The organism is Methylobacterium sp. BI1 (assembly GCF_056680125.1).
In genome coordinates this window covers 4521765-4544450 of the sequence record NZ_CM155267.1, presented here as the reverse complement: position 1 = coordinate 4544450, position 22686 = coordinate 4521765, and the positions used below count along the sequence as shown (strand labels likewise).

The 22686-nt window shown below is 70.6% G+C and carries 24 protein-coding genes; 10 read left to right on the top strand and 14 right to left on the bottom strand.

The window, feature by feature from the left end; genetic code table 11:
• Positions 1 to 23 precede the first annotated feature (23 nt).
• The 5 genes from AC1MGR_RS21470 to AC1MGR_RS21450 all read left to right on the top strand — a co-directional run bounded on the left by AC1MGR_RS21470 (position 24) and on the right by AC1MGR_RS21450 (position 5342).
• Positions 24 to 818 (top strand): thymidylate synthase, encoded by a 795-nt coding sequence (locus AC1MGR_RS21470; RefSeq protein WP_480232876.1) that lies wholly within the window; start codon positions 24 to 26, stop codon positions 816 to 818.
• On the top strand, positions 818 to 1315 hold the full coding sequence (locus AC1MGR_RS21465) for a dihydrofolate reductase (RefSeq protein ID WP_480232875.1): 498 nt from the start codon (positions 818 to 820) through the stop codon (positions 1313 to 1315). The genes AC1MGR_RS21470 and AC1MGR_RS21465 overlap by 1 nt, the downstream gene beginning before the upstream one ends.
• Before the next feature lie 259 nt (positions 1316 to 1574).
• On the top strand, positions 1575 to 2747 hold the full coding sequence (gene hflK / locus AC1MGR_RS21460) for an FtsH protease activity modulator HflK (RefSeq protein ID WP_480232874.1): 1173 nt from the start codon (positions 1575 to 1577) through the stop codon (positions 2745 to 2747).
• Entirely contained in the window at positions 2744 to 3697 is a 954-nt protein-coding gene (hflC, locus tag AC1MGR_RS21455; RefSeq protein WP_108034849.1) for a protease modulator HflC, read from the top strand. Before hflK ends, hflC begins: the two co-directional genes overlap by 4 nt.
• Before the next feature lie 106 nt (positions 3698 to 3803).
• On the top strand, positions 3804 to 5342 hold the full coding sequence (locus AC1MGR_RS21450) for a DegQ family serine endoprotease (protein ID WP_480232873.1): 1539 nt from the start codon (positions 3804 to 3806) through the stop codon (positions 5340 to 5342).
• 323 nt (positions 5343 to 5665) lie between these two features.
• On the opposite strand, the gene AC1MGR_RS21445 is transcribed toward AC1MGR_RS21450, so the two are convergent.
• From AC1MGR_RS21445 to AC1MGR_RS21435, 3 genes are all read right to left on the bottom strand, one after another.
• Positions 5666 to 6772 carry an alkene reductase gene (locus tag AC1MGR_RS21445; RefSeq protein WP_480232872.1) on the bottom strand — a complete coding sequence of 369 codons (1107 nt, stop codon included), beginning with the start codon at positions 6770 to 6772 and terminating at the stop codon, positions 5666 to 5668.
• Positions 6773 to 6913: 141 nt separating this feature from the next.
• Positions 6914 to 7504: a hypothetical protein gene (locus tag AC1MGR_RS21440; protein ID WP_480232871.1), complete on the bottom strand. Its 591-nt coding sequence runs from the start codon at positions 7502 to 7504 to the stop codon at positions 6914 to 6916.
• An 83-nt stretch (positions 7505 to 7587) separates the two neighbouring features.
• Positions 7588 to 8472 (bottom strand): HpcH/HpaI aldolase/citrate lyase family protein, encoded by an 885-nt coding sequence (locus AC1MGR_RS21435; protein WP_108034861.1) that lies wholly within the window; start codon positions 8470 to 8472, stop codon positions 7588 to 7590.
• A 183-nt stretch (positions 8473 to 8655) separates the two neighbouring features.
• Between AC1MGR_RS21435 and AC1MGR_RS21430 the strand changes: the two genes are divergently transcribed.
• Complete coding sequence (locus AC1MGR_RS21430; protein WP_480232870.1) at positions 8656 to 8985, top strand: DUF167 family protein; 330 nt, start codon at positions 8656 to 8658, stop codon at positions 8983 to 8985.
• 11 nt (positions 8986 to 8996) lie between these two features.
• Here the strand turns inward: AC1MGR_RS21430 and AC1MGR_RS21425 are convergent, their stop codons facing one another.
• The 8 genes from AC1MGR_RS21425 to AC1MGR_RS21390 form a co-directional block, all read right to left on the bottom strand.
• A complete protein-coding gene (locus AC1MGR_RS21425; RefSeq protein ID WP_108034859.1) occupies positions 8997 to 9335 on the bottom strand; it encodes a hypothetical protein in 339 nt (112 codons plus the stop codon).
• Between the two features lie 43 nt (positions 9336 to 9378).
• Positions 9379 to 9750 carry a tRNA-binding protein gene (locus AC1MGR_RS21420; protein WP_480232869.1) on the bottom strand — a complete coding sequence of 124 codons (372 nt, stop codon included), beginning with the start codon at positions 9748 to 9750 and terminating at the stop codon, positions 9379 to 9381.
• A gap of 6 nt (positions 9751 to 9756) precedes the next feature.
• Entirely contained in the window at positions 9757 to 10581 is an 825-nt protein-coding gene (locus AC1MGR_RS21415; RefSeq protein ID WP_480232868.1) for an FTR1 family iron permease, read from the bottom strand.
• Between the two features lie 49 nt (positions 10582 to 10630).
• Positions 10631 to 12097, bottom strand: coding sequence for a 4Fe-4S binding protein (locus AC1MGR_RS21410; protein ID WP_480232867.1), 1467 nt, complete (start codon positions 12095 to 12097; stop codon positions 10631 to 10633).
• A gap of 34 nt (positions 12098 to 12131) precedes the next feature.
• On the bottom strand, positions 12132 to 12470 hold the full coding sequence (locus tag AC1MGR_RS21405; RefSeq protein WP_108034855.1) for a cupredoxin domain-containing protein: 339 nt from the start codon (positions 12468 to 12470) through the stop codon (positions 12132 to 12134).
• 5 nt (positions 12471 to 12475) lie between these two features.
• Positions 12476 to 13039 (bottom strand): iron transporter, encoded by a 564-nt coding sequence (locus AC1MGR_RS21400; RefSeq protein WP_480232866.1) that lies wholly within the window; start codon positions 13037 to 13039, stop codon positions 12476 to 12478.
• A 185-nt stretch (positions 13040 to 13224) separates the two neighbouring features.
• On the bottom strand, positions 13225 to 14598 hold the full coding sequence (locus tag AC1MGR_RS21395) for an MATE family efflux transporter (RefSeq protein ID WP_480232865.1): 1374 nt from the start codon (positions 14596 to 14598) through the stop codon (positions 13225 to 13227).
• A gap of 47 nt (positions 14599 to 14645) precedes the next feature.
• On the bottom strand, positions 14646 to 15119 hold the full coding sequence (locus AC1MGR_RS21390) for a gamma-butyrobetaine hydroxylase family protein (RefSeq protein ID WP_056467261.1): 474 nt from the start codon (positions 15117 to 15119) through the stop codon (positions 14646 to 14648).
• A gap of 177 nt (positions 15120 to 15296) precedes the next feature.
• Between AC1MGR_RS21390 and moaA the strand changes: the two genes are divergently transcribed.
• A complete protein-coding gene (gene moaA, locus AC1MGR_RS21385) occupies positions 15297 to 16334 on the top strand; it encodes a GTP 3',8-cyclase MoaA (RefSeq protein WP_480232864.1) in 1038 nt (345 codons plus the stop codon).
• 96 nt (positions 16335 to 16430) lie between these two features.
• The gene (locus tag AC1MGR_RS21380; RefSeq protein ID WP_480234865.1) at positions 16431 to 17312 is read left to right on the top strand and encodes an NAD(P)-dependent oxidoreductase; all 882 of its coding nucleotides are present in this window, start codon (positions 16431 to 16433) and stop codon (positions 17310 to 17312) included.
• On the opposite strand, the gene miaA is transcribed toward AC1MGR_RS21380, so the two are convergent.
• Complete coding sequence (miaA, locus tag AC1MGR_RS21375) at positions 17275 to 18240, bottom strand: tRNA (adenosine(37)-N6)-dimethylallyltransferase MiaA (protein WP_480232863.1); 966 nt, start codon at positions 18238 to 18240, stop codon at positions 17275 to 17277. The genes AC1MGR_RS21380 and miaA overlap by 38 nt on opposite strands.
• Before the next feature lie 31 nt (positions 18241 to 18271).
• Here miaA and serB point away from each other — a divergent pair, with 31 nt between their 5' ends.
• Positions 18272 to 19168, top strand: a complete 897-nt coding sequence (gene serB, locus AC1MGR_RS21370) for a phosphoserine phosphatase SerB (protein WP_480232862.1) — start codon at positions 18272 to 18274, stop codon at positions 19166 to 19168.
• A 304-nt stretch (positions 19169 to 19472) separates the two neighbouring features.
• On the opposite strand, the gene AC1MGR_RS21365 is transcribed toward serB, so the two are convergent.
• A complete protein-coding gene (locus AC1MGR_RS21365; RefSeq protein ID WP_480232861.1) occupies positions 19473 to 19778 on the bottom strand; it encodes a hypothetical protein in 306 nt (101 codons plus the stop codon).
• Complete coding sequence (locus AC1MGR_RS21360; RefSeq protein WP_480232860.1) at positions 19775 to 22072, bottom strand: FdhF/YdeP family oxidoreductase; 2298 nt, start codon at positions 22070 to 22072, stop codon at positions 19775 to 19777. The genes AC1MGR_RS21365 and AC1MGR_RS21360 overlap by 4 nt, the downstream gene beginning before the upstream one ends.
• 289 nt (positions 22073 to 22361) lie before the next feature.
• On the opposite strand from AC1MGR_RS21360, the gene AC1MGR_RS21355 reads away from it, so the two are divergent.
• A complete protein-coding gene (locus tag AC1MGR_RS21355) occupies positions 22362 to 22673 on the top strand; it encodes a hypothetical protein (protein WP_181259585.1) in 312 nt (103 codons plus the stop codon).
• Positions 22674 to 22686: the final 13 nt, after the last annotated feature.

Here is a 22686-nt window from a genome sequence, read left to right as displayed (position 1 = left end):
GTGCCCCCCGCCTCGGAGCCGCGATGCACGCCTATCACCAGCTTCTCGAACGCATCCTGCAGGACGGGGTGCGCAAGGACGACCGGACCGGCACCGGCACCCTCTCGGTGTTTGGGCACCAGATGCGCTTCGACCTGGCGCAGGGCTTTCCCCTCGTCACCACGAAGCAGCTGCACCTGCGCTCGATCATCCACGAGCTGCTGTGGTTCCTCACGGGCGACACCAACGTGCGCGCCCTCCAGGCCAACGGCGTCAGCATCTGGGACGAGTGGGCGGACGCCAACGGCGACCTCGGGCCGGTCTACGGCCACCAGTGGCGCTCCTGGGCCAGGCCCGACGGCGGCAGCGTCGACCAGATCACCTGGGTGCTCGACGAGATCCGGCGCAACCCGGATTCGCGCCGCCTGATCGTCTCGGCCTGGAACCCGGCCGACCTCGACCGGATGGCGCTGGCGCCCTGCCACTGCCTGTTCCAGTTCTACGTCGCCGAGGGGCGGCTCTCGTGCCAGCTCTACCAGCGCTCGGCGGACGTCTTCCTCGGCGTGCCCTTCAACATCGCGAGCTACGCCCTCCTGACCGCGATGATCGCCCAGGTGACGGGTCTGCAGCCCGGCGACTTCGTCCACACCCTGGGCGATGCCCACCTCTACGTGAACCACCTCGAGCAGGCCCGGCTCCAGCTGACGCGGGACCAGCGGCCGCTGCCGCGCCTCGTCCTCAATCCCGCCGTGACCTCGCTCTTCGACTTCCGCTTCGAGGACATCGCCGTGGAGGGGTACGAACCCCATCCGGCGATCCGCGCCCCGGTGGCGGTCTGATGCCGGCCCCCCGCATCACGATCATCGCGGCGGTCGCCCGCAACGGCGTCATCGGCCGCGACAACGACCTGATCTGGCGCCTGCGCAGCGACCTGCGCCGGTTCAAGGCCCTGACTATGGGCAAGCCGCTGCTGATGGGGCGCAAGACCTTCGCGTCGATCGGCCGGCCGCTGCCCGGCCGGCGCACCATCGTGCTCACCCGCGATCCCGCCTTCGCGGTGCCCGAGGTCGCGGTGGCGCACGACTGGGCCGGTGCCCTGGCGGCGGCCGAGGGAGCCGAGGAGCTGATGGTGGCCGGCGGCGGCGAGATCTACGCCCTGGCGCTGCCCCGGGCCGACCGCATCCACCTCACCGAGGTCGATCTTGCGCCCGACGGGGACACGGTGTTCCCGCCCTTCGACCGGGGCCGCTTCCACGAGACGCACCGCGAGGCGCATCCCCCCGGCGATCACGATGCCTGCGCCTTCAGCTTCGTCGATCTGGAGCGCACGGCGTGACCGCGCCGTAAACCATGGCGCCGCGACCCATTGCGCAATGGCGCGCGGTGCGGTTGTCTTTCCCGCGCCCGATGCCCAAGTGGCAATCTTGACAGGATCCCGCGCGCCCACGCAGGTGCCAGGGTCGGGTCACGACGAGATCAACACTCTTGTCCACGCGGGGGAGTTCCGGCCCGCCTCCTGAGGAGGCCGGGTCGGGGAGCGCGGGTGGGCTTCGTGCGCGGCGCAGACGCTGCTGGAACAGGAGAGATCGGCGAGCATGCCTTGGAGCAATCAGAGCGGCGGCGGTAGCGGCAACGGGGGAGGGCCCTGGGGCCGAGGCGGCGGCGGCAATGGCGGCGGGGGTGGCCCGTGGGGTGGCGGCGGCGGCGGGGGTGGCAAGACCCCGCCCGACCTCGAGGAACTCCTCCGGCGCAGCCAGGACCGCCTGCGCGGCGTGCTCCCGGGTGGATCGTTCGGCGGAGGCCGCGGCCTCCTCATCGCCGGCGGCATCGTGGTCGCCGTCTGGCTCGCCACCGGCTTCTACACCGTGGCGCCGCAGCAGGTCGGCATCGAGACGGTGTTCGGCCGTTACCTCAGCACCACCGGCCAGGGCCTGAACTACAACTTCCCGGCCCCCATCGGCGCCGTGACCAAGCCGAATGTCGGTCAGGTCAACAGCGTGCAGATCGGCTACCGCGCCGGCCTCGGCAGCCAGACCCGCACCGTCGACAAGCCCGAGGAGAGCCTGATGCTCACCGGCGACGAGAACATCGTCGACCTCGACTTCGAGGTGCAGTGGCGCATCAATCCCCTGAAGGCGTCCGACTTCGTCTTCAACCTCGAGAACCCCGAGGGCACGATCAAGGCCATCGCCGAGAGCGCGATGCGCGAGGTCGTCGGCCGCCGCAACATCCAGCCGATCCTGACCAACGAGCAGTCGAGCGTCGCCCAGGAGGTCCGCGAGATCACCCAGAAGGCCCTCGACGAGTACGGCGCCGGCGTGCGCATCGAGCTCGTGCAACTCGTCAGCGTGCAGCCCCCGCCCGAAGTCCGGCCCGCCTTCTTCGACGTGAACGCGGCGCAGCAGGATGCCGAGCGCGCCAAGAACGACGCGCGCACCTACGAGAGCCAAAAGGTGCCGCTGGCCAAGGGTGAGGCGCAGAAGATCATCCAGGCGGCGGAAGCCTACAAGACGCAGTCCACCGCCGACGCGACCGGTCAGGCCGCCCGCTTCAGCCAGGTCTACGAATCCTACAAGGTCGCCCCGGTCATCAGCCGCGAGCGCATCTTCCTCGAAACGATGGAGCGGGTCCTGGGCTCGGTCAACAAGGTGATCATCGACCAGAACGGCGCCGGTGCCGGCACGGGCGCCAGCGCCGCCGGCGTGCTGCCGGTGCTGCCGCTCGCCGAGTTCGGTCCCCGCAACGCTGCCGGTGGAGTGGCCCGATGAACAACCAAGCCCTCCGCACCGGCCTGATGATCGTGGCGGCCGCCATCGTCGTCGGCCTCTACGCCTCGGTCTTCACCGTCGGCCAGATGCAGCAGGCCCTGGTGCTCCGCTTCGGCGGCGTCCGCGCCGTGCTGAACCAGACCGGCACCGACAAGCCCGGCCTCTACTTCAAGCTGCCGTTCTTCGAGAACGTCGTCCTGTTCGACAAGCGGGTGCTCGACCTCGACCTGCCGGTCCAGACCCTGCTGACCACCGACCGCCAGAACCTCGAGGTGGACGCCTTCGCGCGCTACCGGATCATCGATCCGCTGAGGTTCTACCAGTCGGCCAACAACATCCCGCGCGCCAACACCCTGCTGGCGAGCTTCACCAACTCGGCCCTGCGCAACCTGCTCGCCCGCTCGACCCGCGACGCCATCGTCCGGACCCAGCGCGCCGAGCTGATGAACCAGATCCAGGCCGACGTGAACAAGCAGGCCAAGGAGCTCGGCGTCGAGATCGTCGACCTGCGCATGACCCGCGTCGACCTGCCGGCCCAGAACAGCTCGGCGGTCTACAAGCGCATGACCACGGAGCGGCAGCGCGAGGCGGCCGATATCCGGGCCACCGGCGAGCAGGCCGCGGTCACGATCAAGGCAAAGGCCGACCGCGACGTCACCGTGCTGCTCTCGGAAGCCAACCAGACGGCCGAGACCCTGCGCGGCCAGGGCGACGCCGACAAGAACCGGATCCTGGCGGAGGCCTACGGCAAGGACGCGGACTTCTTCAGCTTCTACCGCTCCATGCAGGCCTACGAGAGCGGCCTGAAGGGCTCCGATACGCGCCTGGTGATCAGCCCGTCCTCGGACTTCTTCCGCTACTTCAGCGATCCGCAGGGCCGGACCCCCGCGACCCCGGCTGCCCGCACGCGGGCCCCGGCCGAGCCCGGCACGACGGGCAGCACCCGCTGACGGGACCCGATGACACGCCGGCGGCGGACCCTGGTTCGCCGCCGGACTCTTGATCGGGGCACGGCGCGGACGATCTAACACCGGCCAGACAGACATGAGGTCGACCATGCTTCCCGTTGCGAGCGCCGTCCGGGCGCCCCGTTCCCGAGCGCTCCAGCGCAGCCTGCGCTCCGCCCTCGCCGCCGCGGCGCTGGCGACCGCCCTCGCCGTGACCGGCGCCCCCGCTCCGGCCTTCGCCAAGGGTCCGGAATCCCTGGCCGACCTCGCCGATCAGGTCACGGACGCCGTGGTGAACATCTCGGCCTCGACCACCGTCGACGCGCGACCGAATACCCGCTCCGGCCCGCAACTCCCGCAGGGCACGCCGTTCGAGGACCTGTTCGAGGAGTTCTTCAACAAGCGCGGCCAGCGCGGCGGGGGCGACCGCAGCGAAGCCGACCGGCCGAAGCCGCAGCAGCGCAAGTCGAACTCGCTCGGGTCGGGCTTCATCATCGACGCCTCCGGCATCGTGGTGACGAACAACCACGTCATCGGCGACGCCAACGACATCCAGGTCATCCTGCACAACGGCACCAAGCTGAAGGCCGAGATCATCGGCAAGGACGCCAAGATCGATCTCGCGGTGCTGCGGGTGAAGCCGGACGCCGGCAAGCCCCTGAAGGCGGTGCCCTTCGGCGATTCCGAGAAGATGCGCCCGGGCGACTGGGTCATCGCCATCGGCAACCCGTTCGGCCTCGGCGGCTCGGTCTCGGCCGGCATCGTCTCGGCGCGGGGCCGCAACATCGAATCCGGTCCCTACGACAACTACATCCAGACCGACGCGGCCATCAACAAGGGCAATTCCGGCGGCCCGCTGTTCAACATGAACGGCGAGGTCATCGGCATCAACACCGCGATCCTGTCGCCCACCGGCGGCTCGGTCGGTATCGGCTTCGCGGTCCCGTCGAACAACGCCTCCCAGGTCATCGACCAGCTGCGCGAGTTCGGCGAGGTCCGCCGCGGCTGGCTCGGCGTGCGCATCCAGAACGTCGACGAGACGACGGCCGAAGCCCTCGATATGAAGGACGGGGTCAAGGGCGCGCTCGTGGCCGGCGTCGACGAGAAGGGCCCGGCCAAGGCCGCCGGCCTCGAGATCGGCGACGTGATCGTCAAGTTCAACGGTACGGCGGTCAAGTCCTCGAGCGACCTGCCCCGGATCGTCGCCTCGACCCCGGTGGGCAAGACGGTGGACGTGCTCGTCATCCGCAAGGGCGCGGAGACGACGAAGTCGGTCACCCTCGGCCGCCTCGAGGACACCGAGAAGCCGACGCTCGCCAGCGTCAAGCAGCCGGAGGCCGAGAGCGCCGTGCGCCAGGTGCTCGGCCTCAACCTGTCGGGCATCACCGACGAGGCCCGCAAGCGCTACAGCCTCAAGGACGGCCTCAAGGGCGTCCTCGTGACCCGGGTCGATCCCAACTCCACGGCGGCCGACAAGCAGATCAAGCCGGGCGAGGTGATCGTCGAGGTCGGGCAGGAGGCGGTGAACGCCCCGGCCGACGTCGGCAAGCGCATCGACCAGCTCAAGAAGGACGGCCGCAAGTCCGTCCTGCTCCTGGTCGCCAGCGCCAGCGGCGACGTCCGCTTCGTGGCCCTCGGGATCGACTGACCCACCACGCCACACCGACACTGCCAAGCCGCCGCCCGAGAGGGCGGCGGTTTCGTTTTGATGGGAGGAGCCTCCCGTTCGAGGCCGCCTGATCGTCGACCGGAAGCACGGTGTCGGAACCTGCTTGCAGCATCCCGGGGTCACGCAGCGGAGCGCGGGAGTCAGAAACGCAGCTCAACCGTCAGCAGATCTGGATTGGACGCCTCCGGCGCGCGCCTTCGAGGCTGGGCTCGCTTGCAGCGCCCTGGAATGACGGAGTGGGGCCGTCTTTCCGACTCACCCACTCCGGCTTGCCCCGATGACGGAAAGAGAGCGCCTCCCGTTCAGCGCTTGATCTGCACCGGGCCGTTCATGCCGGGCCAGTCCGAGTAGCCGTTGGCGCCGCCGCCGTACCAGTACTGCTTCGGGGCCTCGGCCAGGGGCGCGCCGGTTTCCAGGCGCTGCACCAGGTCCGGGTTGGCGATGTAGGGCCGGCCGAAGCTGAAGAGGTCGGCGCGGCCTTCCGCGAGGTCCTTCTCGGCCAGCTCAAGGGTGTACTGGTTGTTGCCGATATAGGCGCCCTGGAAGCGCTTGCGGATCTGGCCGAAATCGACCGAGTCCGGCACGTCGCGGGTCTGCTGGGTCACGCCCTCGATGGTGTGGACGTAGAGCAGGCCGAAGGCGTTCAGGGCCTCAACGTAGGCACCGAAGGTCGCCTTCGGGTCGCTGTCGAGGGGGGTCTTGCCGGGCTCGGTGGTGGCCGGCGACAGGCGGATGCCGACGCGGTGGCCGCCGCCCCAGACCTCCGTCACCGCCTTCACCACGGCCAGGGGGAAGCGCAGGCGGTTCTCGATCGAGCCGCCGTACTGGTCGGTGCGGTGGTTGGTGGAATCGCGCACGAACTGCTCGAGCAGGTAGTTGTTGGCCGAGTGAATCTCGACGCCGTCGAAGCCGGCGCGCTTCGCGTTCTCGGCCGCCCGACGGTAATCCTCGACGATGCCCGGGATCTCGTCCGTCTCCAGGGCCCGCGGCGTCACGTGCGGCTGCATGCCGGATGTGGTGAAGGCGGTGCCCTCGGGCTTCAGGGCCGAGGGGGCCACCGGCAGCTGTCCGTCCGGCTGCACGTCGGGATGCGAGATCCGGCCGGTGTGCCAGAGCTGCAGGAAGATCAGACCGCCATTGGCGTGGACCCCCGCGGTGACGGGCTTCCAGGCGTCGACCTGCGCCTCGCTCCAGATGCCGGGCGTGTAGGCGTAGCCCACCGCCTGCGGCGAGATGTTGGTGGCCTCGCTGACGATGAGGCCGGCATTCGCGCGCTGGGCGTAGTAGTCCACCGCAAAGTCCGGCGGCACGCCCTCGGTGGAGGATCGGCTGCGGGTCAGCGGCGCCATCACGACGCGGTTCTTCAGGGTGAGGTCGCCCAGGGTGAAGGGCTGGAGGATCGGGCTCATGCGGTCGGCTGTGTCCTGGATGGGACCGGGCGCGCAACGGTGCCCGGTTTCAGCCGGGACAAGCAGCGGCGCCGGAGGGTGTTCCGCCGGGGCGTCTGGACGCAGCCCTGCCCTGCTGCACCGGTCGCTTCGGGCGGGCGCTCAGCGCTCCACCCGCCCGCCATGGGCGACGACGCGCGCGAGCATCGTCTGGCCGAGCACGTGCTGGCGGACGTCGAGGTGAGTGATGTCGATGTTGTACGCGTCCGGCGCGCGACGCCCGAGCAGGCCGGTGCCCCCACGATCGAACAGGAGCCGTGGCGGCAGGGGCGTCCGCAGGCTCAGGCGGACGGACGCGGCCTTGCCCCGGACGAGGCGTGCCGACGCCACGTCCGTCCAGCGAATCGTCCGGCCGGAACGCCCGTCGGTGACGCCGTCGGCATCGACGATGAGGGTCGGTCCGACGCGGGTGAAGTCTTCCAGACCGAACAGCGCCTGCGGCATGAAACAGAGCAGCATGAACGCCAGGGCGCACAGGACCAGCGCCGATCCGCCGGGATCGGCCGCGACTGCGGCGTGCCAGAGCAGCATCACGAACAGCACCAGCGTGGGCATCATCAGGCACCACGCGATGGCGGTGACCGCCGCCTGCCCGAAGGTGCGGGCCCGGGCGATCAGCGGAAGCCGCACCGGGATCGGCGGGATGTTGTAGGTCCGCGAGAAGGTGATCTCACCGGGGATCTCGACGATCATCGGGCCGCCTCTGTCCGTGGCCGGACCGTCCGCAGGCTCGGCGCCGCGGGACCGATCCGGGCTCCTCGGTAACTCCGGCTCGCTCAGTACCCCTTCGCGGCGATCGCCTCGCGCCAGTTCACCGCCCGGCGGGCCATGCCGATGTGCTGGCGCTCGTACATGCGCCCTTCGATCTTGATCGCGCCGCGCTTGGCGTTCTCCGGCCGGTCGAAGGCCTCGATGACGAGGCGGGCGCGGCGGACCTCCTCGTCGGAGGGGGCGAAGCAGGTGTTGGCCGGCTCGAGCTGGTTGGGGTGGATCAGGGTCTTGCCGTCGAAGCCGAGGTCGCGGGCCTGCTGGCACTCGGCCCGGCAGCCGTCGACATCCGCGATGTCGTTCCAGACGCCGTCGAGGATGGTCAGGCCCTCGGCGCGGGCGGCCGCCAGGGTGAACATCATCCAGGGCAGCATCGGCACGCGGCCGGGCACGAGCTGGGCCCAGGTGTCCTTGGCGAGATCGTTGGTGCCCAGCACGAAGCAGGTCAGGCGCGTGCGCCGGTCGCGCTGCGCCTTGGCGATCTCCTGGATGTTCAGGATCGCCGCCGGGGTCTCGATCATCGCCCAGACGGCGATGCTCTCCGGGGCGTCGAGGGCCTCGAGGTGGTTGGCGATGCTCTCCAGCACGGCCGGCGACGACACCTTGGGCATCAGGATCGCGTCGGGGCGGGCCTGGATCGCCGCCTTCAGGTCGGCCTCGCCCCAGGGGGTCTGGGGAGCGTTGACGCGGATGATGATCTCGCGCTCGCCGTAGCCGCCGCCCTTCACCGCGGCGCAGACCTGCTCGCGGGCGATCTCCTTGGCGTCGGGTGCCACCGCGTCCTCAAGGTCGAGGATCAGCGAATCGGCCGCCAGGGTCTTCGCCTTGTCGAGCGCCCTCTGGTTCGAACCGGGCATATACAGCACGCTGCGGCGCAAGCGGAGGTCGGACATCTGGCGTTCCCTGATTTTCGGTGAAGCTTAGTGCAACACGCCGGGCGAGACACCCCGAACCGGGCGGAATGACGTGGCATTCCAGCGATTTTGTTGCAATGCACGCGGCGCCGTCGTTCGGTCCCGTCCGGGACTCCGGGCAAGGGCCTGGACGGATCGGACGCGATCCCGCATCGGTGACGGATGCGCGAGCCCTATCAGGTGACCCCGGACGGCCTGCGCCTCGCCCTGCGGCTGACCCCGCGGGCGGGCCGCGACGGGCTGGACGGCCTCGTGGCGGATGCGGAGGGGCGCGTCGCCCTGCAGGTGCGGGTGGCCGCGCCACCCGTCGCGGGCGCCGCCAACGCGGCGCTCATCGCTTATCTCGCCAAGGCCCTGAAACTTCGCCGGTCCGAGATCCGGATCGTGTCCGGCGAGACCGCCCGCCTCAAGATCGTCGCCCTGTCCGGCGAGGGCCCGGCCCTCGCCGCGTGGGTGGCCGACTGGACGCGGGAGGCCCCCTTACGCCGCTGAGCGGAATGCCCCTAGTGGCGGAGCGGCGCCGTGAGGCTGAAGACGACCGTATAGTCGGGGTTCTCGACCACCGGGTCCTCCGGGGAAAGCTGGTACGAACCGGGATCGGCCGGCTCGATGGCCTCCAGGATCGGCACCATGGTGAAGGGGGCCGCGCCGTCGAAGGGCCGGATCGTGATTCCGGCCTCGGCATCCACGGTCTCGACCCGGCCGAAGACCTGCTCGCGGCGGATCAGGGTTCCGTCATGGTCGAGATAGGTGATGCCGACGAAGAGCGTCGCGCCGATCAGCTGATCGGCGAACCCGTCGTCCCACTCGATGCCGGATTCGTCGTGTCCGTGGTCGCTCATGCGGACAGGGATGGCGAAAAACCGACCGTCGGGCAACCCGCCCTCAGAACAGGCGGCTGCCGTTCGGCACGGCCTGGTCCGGGCGAAACAGCACCACGGCCCCGTTCGGATCGGCGAATCCGAGGGTCAGCACCTCCGACAGGAACTTGCCGATCTGGCGCGGCGGGAAGTTCACCACGGCGGCGACCTGCCGGCCGGGCAGGTCCTCGGCCCGGTAATGCTCGGTGATCTGGGCGCTCGACCGCTTCGTGCCGATGGCCGGCCCGAAATCGATGACCAGCTTCAGGGCCGGCTTGCGCGCCTCCGGGAAGGGCTCGGCCGAGACGACCGTACCCACCCGGATGTCTACCGCCAGGAAATCGTCGAAGGTGACGGCCGGGGCGGCCGGCGCATCGGCGGGATGGGTGACGTGCATGGGCGCTCAGGCCGTGCGGAGCTGGCGGCGCTTGCCGGCGGACGAGACCTGCATCAGCGCGACCATCACCAGGATGGTGCCGAGATAGACCAGCACCTGCATCCCGCTCGGGCGGTCGGTGTAGCCCACGAGGGCGTGGAGCACGCGCCCGACGAGGCTGTCCTCCCGCAGGACGGCGGAGGTGTTCCACAGGGGCCGGTCGAGCACGGTGATCAGGCCCGCATTGGTCAGGAACTGCGCCGCCTGCGCCGCGAGGCCCGCCGCCAGCAGGACGATGAGGCCGCTCGTCACCGAGAAGACGTAGCGGGTCGGGATCGCGGCGAGGCCGAAATAGCTCACCGAAGAGGTCGCGGCGCCGACCGCGACGCCCGCCAGGGCGCCGAACTGGATGTCCGGCCCGGAGGTGCCGGAGGCCACGAGGCCGTAGAGGAACAGCACGAGCTCCGCGCCCTCGCGCAGGATCGCGGCGCCGACCACCAGGGCGAGGCCGGCGGCCGTGCTCTGGCCGGTCCGCACCGCCTCGCCGGCGGCCCGCAGCTCGCCCGCGAGCTCGCGCCCGTGCTTGGCCATCCAGGTGTTGTGCCAGATCAGCATCAGCACCGCGACGATGAGGACGCCGGCGTTGAGGATCTCCTGTCCCGCGCCCTCGAAGGCGTCGGAGATGCGTTCGGCGAAGAGCGCCACCAGGCCCGCGCCCGCGAGGCCGCCGAGGACGCCGAGGGCGATCCAGCGTCCGCGCCCGGCGATGCCGCGGGTGGCGGCGAGCACGATGCCGATGATGAGGCCCGCCTCGATGACCTCGCGGAAGGCGATGACGAAGGCTCCGATCATGCGGAGGATTCCTTTTCGCGTGTTCGCAGGAGCGGCCGCGCCGGCCGCCCTACCAGATCCAGAACAGCAACACCCAGCCGGAGACCGAGAGGGTGCAGGCGGCGGCGATGCCGAGGGTCGCGCCGATCCGGCGCAGGCCCCGCGCCGAGAGGCCGGCCACAGACCAGGCGAGCCAGACGCTCCACAGGCTGGTGCCCAGCAGCAGCGCGGCGCGCATCTCCGAGACGTAGGGGATGAGGATGCCGTCGCCGCGCAGGAAGGTGACGGTGAGGGCCGAGAGGCCGAGGAAGACGCCGCAGCCCGCCACCGGGATCAGCGTCTGGGTGAGATGGTGGAAGCGGGCCCGCGACCAGCCGAGGGACAGGGTGGCCAGGGCCACGAGGCCCGAGAGCGAGAGGCCGAGGACGATCGCGGCGGCGGCGATGTAGCCCAGCAGCAGGGCGCCATCGAGGACGCTGAGCACGTCGTTGTGCTCGGGGTAGTTCGTCAGGATGTACCAGGGCAGCGTGGTTTCGAGGGGCCAGGTCGTGCCGCGCTCGATCAGCCAGGTGGCCAGGGCCTGCTTCACGTCGATGAACCAGGGGCTCGACGACCACTGGAAGGCGCCGACGGCCAAGCCCATCATGCCGAACAGGATCAGCACGGTCTGGTCGAGGCTCGGCTCGGTGCCGGCAACGTGGACGATCTCGTGGGTGGGCGAGCGCCGGGCGAGGCGCACGGCACCGCGATAGCCCGAGCAGCGCCCGCACATGTGGCATGCGCCGGCGCCGTTCATGGTCTTCACGGGCACCAGCGGCGCGCAGTTGAAGGCCTCTCCGCGCGGCGTGGATGCGGTGGCGCCGCGAGGCTTGGGCGAGGCCGCCCAGGCGGCATGGTCAACCTGGAAGCTCACCGGCGCGAGCTTGGCCAGCACCGCGAAGACGCCGTTGACCGGGCAGAGGTAGCGGCACCAGACCCGCTTGTTGCGCCCGTAGAGCAGCCCGACGAGGATTGCCGCCACGGTGGAGCCGCCGAGCACCGCCAGCACGGGCTTCGGGTAGCCGTAGACGCTGACCATCTGGCCGTAGACCGTGGTGCCGGCGAAGGCGATGAAGGGCCAGCCGCCCCAGGTGATCCAGCGCGGCACGGCGCGGCCGAGGCTCCAGCGGCTGGCGAACTCCGTCAGCGCGCCCTCGGGGCAGAGGATGCCGCACCAGGCCCGGCCGACCACCACCATGCTCACCAGCACGAAGGGCCACCAGATGCCCCAGAACGCGAACTGGGCGAAGACGGTCAGGTTGTTCCACAGGTGCGCGCTGCGGTCGGGGAGCGGCAGGAAGGCCGGCACCGCGACCAGCACGAGATAGACCGCGACCACACCCCACTGGATGGTGCGGATGGTACCGCCGTGGCGCTGCATCCACTGCCCGAGATCCGCGAGCTTCGCGTCGATCCAGGCGTCTCGGGCGTCGCGCGGCGTGCGGGCGTCGCGCGGCGTGCGGACGTCTTGCGGCTTGAGGGACGTCGAAGCTGCCATTCCGGTTCGGTTCGCCTGGGCTGTCAGGCCCGCTTCACTTCGCCACCAGGGTGGCCTTGGAGTTGGGGTGGAAATCGTCGAACACGTCGTAGCTGCCGGGATCGACGGTGCGGAACACGATGGAGGAGGTCGCCCCCGCGGCAAGCGCCTTCTCGCGCTTCAGTTCCACGCTCTCGAACTCCACCGGGCTGGTGCCCGTGTTGGTGATCTCGAGCTTGAACCGGGTGTTGGCGGGCACCTCGATGACGTTCGGGGTGATGGTCCCGTCCTTCATCTCGACCTTGATGACCGGCAGGTCCTCGGCACGGGCCGGAACGGCGGCGAGGAGACCGGCCGCGAGGGCGGCGGCGAGGGTTCGGCGGAGAACGGCCATGGAGCTCAGTAGGCTCCTTTCTTGCCGATACCCGCGAAGGTGAAGTCCTGGATCAGGTCGAAGGGCTTGAACCACTCGGCGACGCCGGTCTCCTTGTCGACGTGCCGGCCGAAATGGCTGTGCGGGCCGGGCGGTGCGACGGTGAGCTTGAGGCGGTAGCGCCCCGGGCCGGAGAGCTTGACGTTGTCGCCGTAATGCGGGCCGTCATTTGCGACCATCGGCATCAGCGAACCGGTGACCTTCGGGCCGGTGGCGGCCTCGCCCTCGAGCTTGGTGATCTCGAAGCTCACCGTCAGGGACGGAACCCAATCGCCCTCGGCGAAGCCGTTGCGGTTGTCCTTCGCGGCGTGGATGTCGGCCTCCAGATGGATGTCGGACTGCGCGGCGGCGCGCATCATGTCCGGCGGGTCCATCTCGATCGGCTGCAAGTAGACGGCGCCCACCTCGATCCCGTTCTGGGTCACGTGCGGGCCGATGGGCGTCTCCTTCGCCTGGGCCGCACTCCCGAGGGAGAGGCTGCCGGCGATCAGGAGGGCCAGGGCGAGGGAGGAGCGGAGATTCTTGCGCATCGTGGCTAGCGCGTAGACCAGACGTTTAAACAAGCAAAGAGGCTTTTTCGTCACGTTTCTTAATCAGAACAATTCCAAACTAAGGTTTTACCTGCGCAGTCAAGTAAATCCCCGTCGCTGTCGCGACAGCTGACCTTGTACGGCCTTCGACTTGCAGATGCCGCCGCACGACATGCGGTTCGGCGTCACGCAGGCGTGAATTCACCCGCGCGCTTATCCAGAGGAATTCCGCCCGCCTGGGCGAAAGTCCGGCGCGTCAGGCCGGGATAGGCCAGGGCCTGGCTGATCCCGCGCCCGGCCAGCAGGATCAGGAACGAGAGCCAGAGGCCGCCATTGCCGAGGCCGGCTGCGTGAGCGGCGACCAGGGCGAGGCCGTAGACCGCGCTCGCCACGAGCATCAGGTTGCGCATCGCCCGGGTCCAGGTCGCCCCGATGTAGATGCCGTCGAAGGCGAAGGGCAGTGCCGCCAGGAACGGCGCGAGGGCCGCGGGCAGCAGGTAGATCCGGGCCATCGCCCGCACCTCCGGGCTCGTGGTCACGGCGTCGATGAAGGCGTGGCCGGCGAGGAGGAAGCCGCCCGCGATGGCGCCGCCGAAGGCGAGACACCAGAGCAGGCTCAAGGTGGCGGCCCGGCGGAACCGGGCCTCGTCGCGGGCGCCCACCGCCTGCCCGCACAGGGTCTCGGCGGCGGTGGCGAAGCCGTCGAGGAAGAAGCCGCCGATCATGAAGAGATTCCACAGGACGGCGTTGGCGGCGAGCACCACGTCGCCCGAGCGGGCGCCGAGGGCGGAGAACAGGGTGATGCAGCCCACCAGCAGCAGGGTCCGGATCATCACGTCGGCGTTGACGCTGAGCATCCGGGCGAGCGCCAGGGGATCGCGCACCACCCGGAAGGGGACCGCGAAGGGTCGCGAGCCGAGTCGCGCCAGCAGGATCAGGCCGAGGCCGGCGCCGGCCGCCTCGGCGATCAGGGTGGCGAGCCCGGCGCCGGCGACGCTCATGTCCCCCCAGAGGACGAAGGCGAGGGTGAGGACGATGTTGGTGAGGTTGATGGCCACCTGCAGGATCAGCCCGAGATCCGTGCGGCCGCGCCCCAGCACCGAGCCCAGGATGGCGTAGTTCGCCAGGGTGAAGGGGGCGGCGAAGATGCGGATGTGGAAATAGGCCGAGAGCGCGGCGATCACCGCGGGGCTCGCACCGCTCACGGCGAAGGCCGCCCGGCCGATCGGTCCCTGCAGCACGACGATCACCAGTCCGACCACGACGGCCGCCGCGAGGGCGCGGGCCAGCGTGCGGTCGACCTCGGCGGGGTCGTCGGCGCCGACCGCCTGCGCGGTGAGCCCGGCGGTGGCCATGCGCAGGGAGCCGAACGACCAGAAGATCGCGTCGAAGATCACCGCGCCGAGCGCCATCGCGCCGAGGAGCGCGGCGTCGCCGAGCCGGCCGATCACGGTGGCGCCGACGAAGCCGAGGAGCGGCGTCGTCACGTTGGCCAACGTCATCGGCAGGGCGAGCGCGAGGACGCTCCGGCTCGTCGCCGGGCTGGTCGAAGGCGTCATGTCACGGGTGTCCTGCAGCGGCCGTCCGGGCGGCGGTCTCGATCCGGTCAGTGGCAGCCGCAGCCGCTGCCGCAACTCCCGCCCGTATCGCTTGGCGGTGCGGCCGGCTTCGCACTCCGGCGCACGGGATCGCGGCTGAGGCCACGGTCCTCCAGCTCGGACAGGTAGGTGGCCCAACGGTTCCGGTACTCGCGCCCGAGGTCGTAGAGGTAGCCCCAGCCGAACAGGCCGGTGTCGTGCATGTCGTCGAAGGTGAGCTTGACGGCGTAATTGCCGATCGGCTCGACCTTGAGGATCGCCACGTCGCGCTTGCCGCCCACCACCTTGCGCTCGGAGGGCGAGTGCCCCTGCACCTCGGCCGAGGGGCTCGAGACCCGGAGGTATTCCGCCGGCAGGGCGAAGCGGCCGCCATCCTCGAAGGCGACGTTGAGGGTGCGCTTGTCGCCCGAGAGGCGGATCTCGGTGGGCCAGCGCTCGGGTGCGGCCGGGGCCGCGTGCGGATCAACAGCCTGTTGGGTCATGGTGGCTTCCTTCCGGCCGCGTCGGCCCCGTGGATCACGGGAGGTCGGCCTTGCATGGCCCCTGCGACCGACGCAAACTTGCTCGCGAGGCTCCGAGACCTCATATGACGTGCCATGTTAGGTTCGTCACGCGACCGCGCCAACGTTTCCTCACCCCAACAGAGCACAGAATCCCGCATGTGGGGTCCCCGCGCCACCAACGACGCCGCCCCGGTCGCTCCTGCGCCGCTGATCGACCCGTTCCAGCGGGCGATTACCTACCTGCGCATCTCCGTGACCGATCGCTGCGACCTGCGCTGCGTCTACTGCATGTCCGACGACATGCAGTTCCTGCCCAAGCGCGACCTGCTCTCCCTGGAGGAACTGGACCGGCTCTGCGCCGTCTTCATCCAGCGCGGCGTGCGGAAGCTGCGCATCACCGGCGGCGAGCCGCTGGTCCGCCGCGACATCATGCACCTGTTCCGGCGCCTGTCCCGTCACCTCGACACGGGCGCCCTGGAAGAGCTGACGATGACCACCAACGGCACGCAGCTCGGCCGGTTCGCGCCGGAACTCGCCGCGCTCGGCGTGCGCCGCGTCAACGTCTCCCTCGACACCCTCGACCCCGACAAGTTCCACGCGGTGACCCGCCGGGGCGACCTCAAGGTGGTGCTCGACGGCATCGAGACGGCGCGCAGGGCCGGCATCAAGGTCAAGATCAACGCCGTGGCACTCAAGGGCGTCAACGAGGACGAGATCGCCGACATGATCGCCTGGGCCCACGGCGACGGCATGGACATGACCCTCATCGAGGTCATGCCGCTGGGCGAGATCGAGGGCGACCGCACCGACCAGTTCCTGCCCCTCTCGGTGGCCCGGGCCCGGCTCGAGCAGCGCTACACCATGACCCCCTTGCCCGACCGCACCGGCGGCCCGGCTCGCTACGTGCGCATCGCCGAGACCGGCGGCCGCCTCGGCTTCATCACGCCGCTGACCCATAATTTCTGCGAGAGCTGCAACCGGGTGCGCCTGACCTGCACCGGGAAGCTCTACATGTGCCTCGGCCAGGAGGACGCCGCCGACCTCCGCGCGGCCCTGCGCGCCTCGCCCGACGACGCCCTGGTGACCCAGGCGGTGATCGACGCTATCGCCCGCAAGCCCAAGGGCCACGACTTCGTCATCGAGCGGGCCCGCCCCGCCGCCGTGCCGCGCCACATGAGCGTCACCGGCGGATAAGTCTTCGCCCGGGGGATTAAGCCCGCGCAGGCGTTTGACCCCCGCGGGCATCGCTCCTAGACCCCGATCGTATTCAGGATACGAGCGGAGAAGATGATGGCGAAGGTCGCATTTCTGGGCCTCGGCGTGATGGGCGGCCCGATGGCCCGCCACCTCGCCGCGAAGGGCCACGAGGTCACCGTCTACAACCGTACCACCGCCAAGGCCGAGGCCTGGGTCGCCGCGCATGGCGGCGCCTTCGCCGCGACCCCGCGCGAGGCCGCCAAGGGCCAGGCCATCGTCTTCGCCTGCGTGGGCAACGACGACGACCTGCGCAGCGTCACCCTCGGCCCGGATGGCGCCTTCGCGGGCATGGAGAAGGGTGCGGTCTTCGTCGACCACACCACCGCCTCGGCGGAGGTCGCCCGCGAACTGGCCGAGGCCGCCGGGGCCGCCGGCCTCGGCTTCATCGACGCCCCCGTCTCCGGCGGTCAGGCCGGCGCCGAGAACGCGGCCCTCACCGTGATGTGCGGCGGCGAGGCGGAGACCTACGCGGCGGTCGAGCCCGCCATCCTGTGCTTTGCCCGCGCCAGCCGCCTGATGGGTCCGGCCGGCTCGGGCCAGCTCACCAAGATGGTCAACCAGATCGCCATCGCGGGCCTGGTCCAGGGCCTGTCCGAGGCGGTGCACTTCGCCAAGCGGGCGAACCTCGACGTCGAGGCCGTGCTGGAGGTGATCTCCAAGGGCGCCGCCGGCTCCTGGCAGATGGAGAATCGCGGCAAGACCATGAACGCCGGCAAGTTCGACTTCGGCTTCGCCGTGGACTGGATGCGCAAGGACCTGGGGATCCTGCTCGCCGAGGCCCGGCGCAACGGGGCCCAGCTCCCCGTCACCGCCCTGGTCGACCAGTTCTACGCCGACGTGCAGGGCATGGGCGGCAACCGCTGGGACACCTCGTCCCTCATCGCCCGCCTGGAGAAGCAAGGCCCGAAGGCCTGAGCGCGGCCTGCGCGCGCCCGAGGGCCTCCTCGGGCGGCGTCCACAGCCAGTCCGGGCCCATCTGGTGCCGGAACCAGGTGAACTGGCGCTTGGCGTAGCGCCGGGTGTCGCCCTGCCCGCGCCGGATCGCCTCCGCCCGGGACAGGGTCCCGTCGAGATGCGCGATCAGGCCCGGCACCCCGTGGGCGCGCATGATCGGCAGCATCGGGTCGAGGCGCCGGTCGCGCAGGGCCTCGACCTCGCCGAGCGCCCCTTCGGCGATCATCGCCTCGAAGCGCGCGTCGATGGCCCGGCGCAGGGTCTCGCGCTCGGGCGCCAGGAACAGCTTCAGGAGCGGCAGGCCGGCGAGCGGCCCGGGCGTACGCGCCCCGTGGAACGCCGCGATGGGCCGGCCCGTGGCGGCGAACACCTCGAGGGCGCGCATCACCCGGGCCCGGTCGCTCGGGCGCAGGGCCGCCGCCCCGGCGGGATCGCACGCGGCCAGATCGGCGTGGAGGTCCTCCGTCGCCCGGCCCTCGGCCCGCGCCCGCAGGGCCGACCGGACGTCGTCGGGCACCGGCGGCAGTTCCGAGAGCCCTTCCTCCAGCGCCCGGAAATACAGGCCGGTCCCGCCGACGAAGATCGGCAGGCGGCCTTCCGTCCGCAGCGCCCGGATCAGCGGCTCCGCCTCACGCGCGAAGTGGCCGGCGGAGTAGTTCACCGCGCCGTCCACGTGGCCGTAGAGCCGGTGGGGCGCGAGCTCCGTCTCGGCCGCGCTCGGCCGGGCCGAGAGCCGGCGCAGGTCGGCATAGACCTGCATCGAGTCCGTGTTGATCACCACCCCGCCAAACGCGCGGGCCAACGCCAGCGCCAGGCCCGACTTGCCCGAGGCGGTCGGCCCTGCGATGAGGATGCCCGCCGGCAGGGTGGGCGCGTGCGTGCGTTGCATGACCGGCGGCACTGGCGTGGAAAGCTCCCGGATGACCCTCGTCGCGATCCTGATAGCAAACGAGAGCCGCCCCGCCATCACCGATGCGGTCCTGGCCGAGACCCGCGCGGTGATGCGCACGGAGCACCAGCCCCGCATCCTGCACGGCGAGGTCGCGGCCGAAGTCCTGGTGCCGGGCGCCGAGGCGGACGCGCCGGCCCTGGCGCGCCGCCTGCGCGCAGCCCTGGCCTCCGAGCCGATCGACGTCGCGGTGCTCGGCGCCGGACCGCATCGGCGCAAGCGCCTGTTCCTGGCCGACATGGACTCGACCATGATCGAGCAGGAATGCATCGACGAGCTCGCCGACACCATCGGCCTGAAAGACCACGTCGCCGCCATCACCGAGCGGGCGATGCGGGGCGAGATCGCCTTCGGCCCGGCCCTGCGCGAGCGCGTCGCCCTCCTGCGCGACGTGCCCGTCGAGAAGATCGACGCCCTGATCGCCGAGCGCATCACCCTGACGCCGGGCGGCCGCACCCTGGTGCAGACCATGAAGGCGCACGGCACCCACACCTGCCTGATCTCCGGCGGCTTCACCCTGTTCACCGGCCCGGTCTCGGCCCGGATCGGCTTCGACGAGGCCCACGCCACCACCCTCGGCATCCGCGACGGCCGCCTCACCGGCGAGGTCGTCGAGCCGATCGTCGACAAGGCGACGAAGCGCGGGACCCTGATCGCCCTGCGCAGCCGCTTCGGCCTCGATCCCGCCGAGACCCTGGCGGTGGGCGACGGCGCCAACGACCTCGACATGCTCGGCGAAGCCGGCCTCGGCGTCGCCTTCCGGGCCAAGCCCAAGGTGGCGGCGGCCGCACAGGTCCGCATCGACCACGGCGACCTGACGGCGCTGCTGTACCTGCAGGGCTATGCCTCGGCCGAATTCGTGGGCTGAGCGGCGCCTGAGAGAGTCCGCCGTAGCCCTTCTCACCCGTCCGGGAAGGTGTCGAAGGTGCCGGGGATTGGGGGACCACGCCGGTGGTGCCGCAGGAAACTCTTCGGCTGACACATTCGCAAACGATACTGCTCCATTATTCCAGGACGCAGCATGCAAGGCCGGGATTCAATCTCGATTTTTGTTTAAAGTCTTACACTGCCTGCGTTTCTGGATCCGAGGCTTTGCTGCGCGGACCCGGGATGACGACGTGCTGACCCCACTCTTTCGGTAGAGGGGCGATGCGCCCGGCGCGAGAGGGCGCTTACGTGTGCAATTGCGCCAGCACCGCATCCCCTGCCGGGCTGGCGGCGTAGCGGGTGCGCTGGGTTCGCGGGTTGCGCTCCTGCAGGGCGAGGAGGCCGGCGTCGCTCGCCAGCGTCTCCACCGCCCGCAGGACCAGGGCGTGTTCGAGGCCGAAGACGCGGGCGAAGCTGCGGCTGTCGCGGGCGAGGTCGAGATGGAGGGCGGCGAGGATGCCGGCCTCCAGGGTCGAGAGGCCGGGCTGGAGGGCGGCCACCGAGTCGGTGACCGCCAGGAAGGTCTCGGCGTCGGCCGGCGGTTCGCTCATGCGGCGGCCGGTGCGCGCAGGCGCACCAGCACCGACTTCGAGGTCGGCGTGTCGCTGCCCTCGCCGAAGGTCGAGAGCGGCACCAGGACGTTGAGTTCCGGGTAGTAGCCGGCGAGCGACCCGCGCGGCATGTCGAAGGGCACGAGGCGGAAATCCTCGGCCACCCGCGTCACGCCGTCGGCATGGGTGCCGACGATGTCGACCCGGTCGCCGGTCCGGGCCCGGATCTCGGCCAGGTCGTCCGGATGGGCGAACACAACGCGACGCTCGCCGTAGACGCCGCGGTAGCGGTCGTCGAGGCCGTAGATCGTGGTGTTGTACTGGTCGTGGCTGCGGAAGGTCTGGAGCACGAAGGTGTCGGCCGCCCGCTGGGCCTGCTGGTGCTCCGTCGCCGCGGGGAGGGGATCGGCGGAGAAGGTGGCCCGGCCGGTCGGCGTCTCGAAGCTGCGCTCGGCGGCGAGGTTCTTCAGCATGAAGCCGCGTGGGCGCCGGACGCGCAGGTTGTAGCCGGTGAAGCCCGGGATCGTGCGCTCGATCAGGTCGCGGATGCGGTCGTAATCGTCGGCGAGGGACGCCCAATCCACCCGTGCCGAGCCGACCGTCGCCGCCGCCATACCGGCGATGATGCCGATCTCGGAGCGAAGCTCGGGCGAGGCCGGCTTGTTGATGCCCCCCGAGCCGTGGACCATGCTCATGGAATCCTCGACCGTGACGATCTGGGTCTTGCCCTTCGTGTTCCGGTCGATCTCGGTGCGGCCGAGGCAGGGCAGGAGGTAGGCGACGCGGCCGGGCACGAGGTGTGAGTGGTTGAGCTTCGTCGCGATGTGGACGGTGAGGTCGCAGGAGGCCAGGGCCTGGGCCACCCGGGCGGTGTCCGGCGTCGCCCGGGCGAAGTTGCCGCCGAGACCGATGAAGGCCTTCGACGACCCGTCGAGCATGGCCCGGATGGCGGCGAGCACGTTGTGGCCGTGCGTGCGCGGCGCGGGGAAGCCGAATTCCCGCTCCAGGGCGTCGAGGAGGGCGGCTGGCGGCTTCTCGTTGATGCCGACGGTGCGATCGCCCTGCACGTTGGAATGGCCGCGCACGGGGCACAGGCCGGTGCCCGGGCGGCCGACATGGCCGCGCAGCAGCATGACGTTGGCGAGTTCGCGGATGGTGGCCACCGAGTGGCGGTGCTGGGTCACGCCCATCGCCCAGGTGCAGATCACCTTGTCGGCCGCGAGGTAGACCTCGGCCGCGACCTCGATGTCGGCGCGGGCCAGGCCCGACTGGTCCTCGATCGCGTCCCAGGACGTGGCATCGACGGCGGCGCGATAGGCCTCGTATTCCGCGGTGTGGTTCCGGAGGAAGGTCCGGTCGAGACGCGACGGCCGGCCGGCGGCCAGCGCCGCGTCGTCGGCGGCGAACACCGCCTTGGCGATGCCCCGGAACGCCGCCATGTCGCCGCCGAGGCGCGGCTGGTAATAGTGGCTCGCCACCGGCGCGCTGGCGCCGCGCAGCATCTCGACGGTGTTCTGCGGATCGGCGAAGCGCTCCAGCCCGCGCTCCCGCACGGGGTTGAATACCACGACCTTCGCGCCGCGCTGGGCCGCGCGCCGCAGGTCGCCGAGCATGCGCGGATGGTTGGTGCCGGGGTTCTGCCCGACGACGAAGATCGCGTCGGCCTTCTCGAAGTCCTCCAGCAGCACGGTGCCCTTGCCGACGCCGATGGCCGCCTGCAGGGCGATGCCGCTGGCCTCGTGGCACATGTTCGAGCAGTCGGGGAAATTGTTGGTGCCGTAGTGCCGGGCGAAGAGCTGGTAGAGGTAGGCGGCCTCGTTCGAGGCGCGGCCCGAGGTGTAGAACTCGGCCTGGTCCGGGTGGTCGAGCCCGCGCAGGGTGGCGCCGATCTCCGCGAAGGCGGCGTCCCAGCTGGTGGCGACGTAGCGGTCGCTCGCCGCGTCGTAGCGCATCGGGTGCGTCAGGCGGCCCTCGCCCTCGAGCGCGTAGTCGGTCCAGCCGCGCAGCTCGGTCACGGTGTGCTTGGCGAAGAACTTCGGCGGCGTGCGCTTGTCGGTGGCCTCCCAGGAGACCGCCTTCACGCCGTTCTCGCAGAATTCGAACGAGGAGCCGTGCTCCGGGTCGCCCCAGGCGCAGCCGGGGCAGTCGAACCCGTCGGGCTGGTTGGCCTTCAGCATGGCGCGGGCGCCCGACAGGGGCGCCCGGCTGCCGAGCAGGTGCTTGCCGCAGCTTTTCAGGGCGCCCCAGCCGCCGGCGGCGGAGGAACGCTTCGGGGACGCGGCCGGGTGATCCATCGGGGAGTCCTGAGGCAGGGGGCTGAAGCACGGCTGGCGCGGCCGACGATCGGGCGCCAAGCGGAGCAGTCTCCCTTCAGCGATATCGCGATGCACAGCGCGCGCTCAATCACGCGAAAACGCAGGCCAGTCATGCCGTTAGGGGTACCATGCGTTTTTTGCAGGGCGGGTGAAGGGCGGGTTAAAACCGTTCCAGACCGCGCCGCGGCATCGGCGCAGGATCCACCCTGGCGGCGGGCCCGCCAATCGCTTAACCCTCCGGTCGAAACGGCGCGGGAGGACGGGCAGGATGCGGACGCCGGTGAGGATCTTCGCGGCGGCGGCCGTCGGCCTCGCGGTCGGCCTCGCGGTGATGGCACATGACCGGCAGATCGGTGCCGAATGGGCCGTGTCGGCCGAGCAGATCGCCGACGCGCAGGCCTACGGCAAGCCGGGCGTCGAACTGCCGCCGGGGCACATGGTGACCGAGCCCCAGCGCAGCGAGGGCGCGGAGCGGCTTCCCCTGAAGTGGATCCTGCTCGGCCTCGCGGCCGGCGGCGCCGTCCTGGCCGGGACGGGCCGCCGGCGGGAGCCGGCGCGGAAACCGGAGGGACGACGCTGACGCGCGGCCTGCC

Coding starts and splice junctions, on each gene's coding strand:
- AC1MGR_RS21470 (WP_480232876.1), top strand. CDS start 24: ATGCACGCCTATCACCAGCTTCTCGAACGCATCCTGCAGGACGGGGTG.
- AC1MGR_RS21465 (WP_480232875.1), top strand. CDS start 818: ATGCCGGCCCCCCGCATCACGATCATCGCGGCGGTCGCCCGCAACGGC.
- hflK (WP_480232874.1), top strand. CDS start 1,575: ATGCCTTGGAGCAATCAGAGCGGCGGCGGTAGCGGCAACGGGGGAGGG.
- hflC (WP_108034849.1), top strand. CDS start 2,744: ATGAACAACCAAGCCCTCCGCACCGGCCTGATGATCGTGGCGGCCGCC.
- AC1MGR_RS21450 (WP_480232873.1), top strand. CDS start 3,804: ATGCTTCCCGTTGCGAGCGCCGTCCGGGCGCCCCGTTCCCGAGCGCTC.
- AC1MGR_RS21445 (WP_480232872.1), bottom strand. CDS start 6,772: ATGAGCCCGATCCTCCAGCCCTTCACCCTGGGCGACCTCACCCTGAAG.
- AC1MGR_RS21440 (WP_480232871.1), bottom strand. CDS start 7,504: ATGATCGTCGAGATCCCCGGTGAGATCACCTTCTCGCGGACCTACAAC.
- AC1MGR_RS21435 (WP_108034861.1), bottom strand. CDS start 8,472: ATGTCCGACCTCCGCTTGCGCCGCAGCGTGCTGTATATGCCCGGTTCG.
- AC1MGR_RS21430 (WP_480232870.1), top strand. CDS start 8,656: ATGCGCGAGCCCTATCAGGTGACCCCGGACGGCCTGCGCCTCGCCCTG.
- AC1MGR_RS21425 (WP_108034859.1), bottom strand. CDS start 9,335: ATGAGCGACCACGGACACGACGAATCCGGCATCGAGTGGGACGACGGG.
- AC1MGR_RS21420 (WP_480232869.1), bottom strand. CDS start 9,750: ATGCACGTCACCCATCCCGCCGATGCGCCGGCCGCCCCGGCCGTCACC.
- AC1MGR_RS21415 (WP_480232868.1), bottom strand. CDS start 10,581: ATGATCGGAGCCTTCGTCATCGCCTTCCGCGAGGTCATCGAGGCGGGC.
- AC1MGR_RS21410 (WP_480232867.1), bottom strand. CDS start 12,097: ATGGCAGCTTCGACGTCCCTCAAGCCGCAAGACGTCCGCACGCCGCGC.
- AC1MGR_RS21405 (WP_108034855.1), bottom strand. CDS start 12,470: ATGGCCGTTCTCCGCCGAACCCTCGCCGCCGCCCTCGCGGCCGGTCTC.
- AC1MGR_RS21400 (WP_480232866.1), bottom strand. CDS start 13,039: ATGCGCAAGAATCTCCGCTCCTCCCTCGCCCTGGCCCTCCTGATCGCC.
- AC1MGR_RS21395 (WP_480232865.1), bottom strand. CDS start 14,598: ATGACGCCTTCGACCAGCCCGGCGACGAGCCGGAGCGTCCTCGCGCTC.
- AC1MGR_RS21390 (WP_056467261.1), bottom strand. CDS start 15,119: ATGACCCAACAGGCTGTTGATCCGCACGCGGCCCCGGCCGCACCCGAG.
- moaA (WP_480232864.1), top strand. CDS start 15,297: ATGTGGGGTCCCCGCGCCACCAACGACGCCGCCCCGGTCGCTCCTGCG.
- AC1MGR_RS21380 (WP_480234865.1), top strand. CDS start 16,431: ATGGCGAAGGTCGCATTTCTGGGCCTCGGCGTGATGGGCGGCCCGATG.
- miaA (WP_480232863.1), bottom strand. CDS start 18,240: ATGCAACGCACGCACGCGCCCACCCTGCCGGCGGGCATCCTCATCGCA.
- serB (WP_480232862.1), top strand. CDS start 18,272: ATGACCCTCGTCGCGATCCTGATAGCAAACGAGAGCCGCCCCGCCATC.
- AC1MGR_RS21365 (WP_480232861.1), bottom strand. CDS start 19,778: ATGAGCGAACCGCCGGCCGACGCCGAGACCTTCCTGGCGGTCACCGAC.
- AC1MGR_RS21360 (WP_480232860.1), bottom strand. CDS start 22,072: ATGGATCACCCGGCCGCGTCCCCGAAGCGTTCCTCCGCCGCCGGCGGC.
- AC1MGR_RS21355 (WP_181259585.1), top strand. CDS start 22,362: ATGCGGACGCCGGTGAGGATCTTCGCGGCGGCGGCCGTCGGCCTCGCG.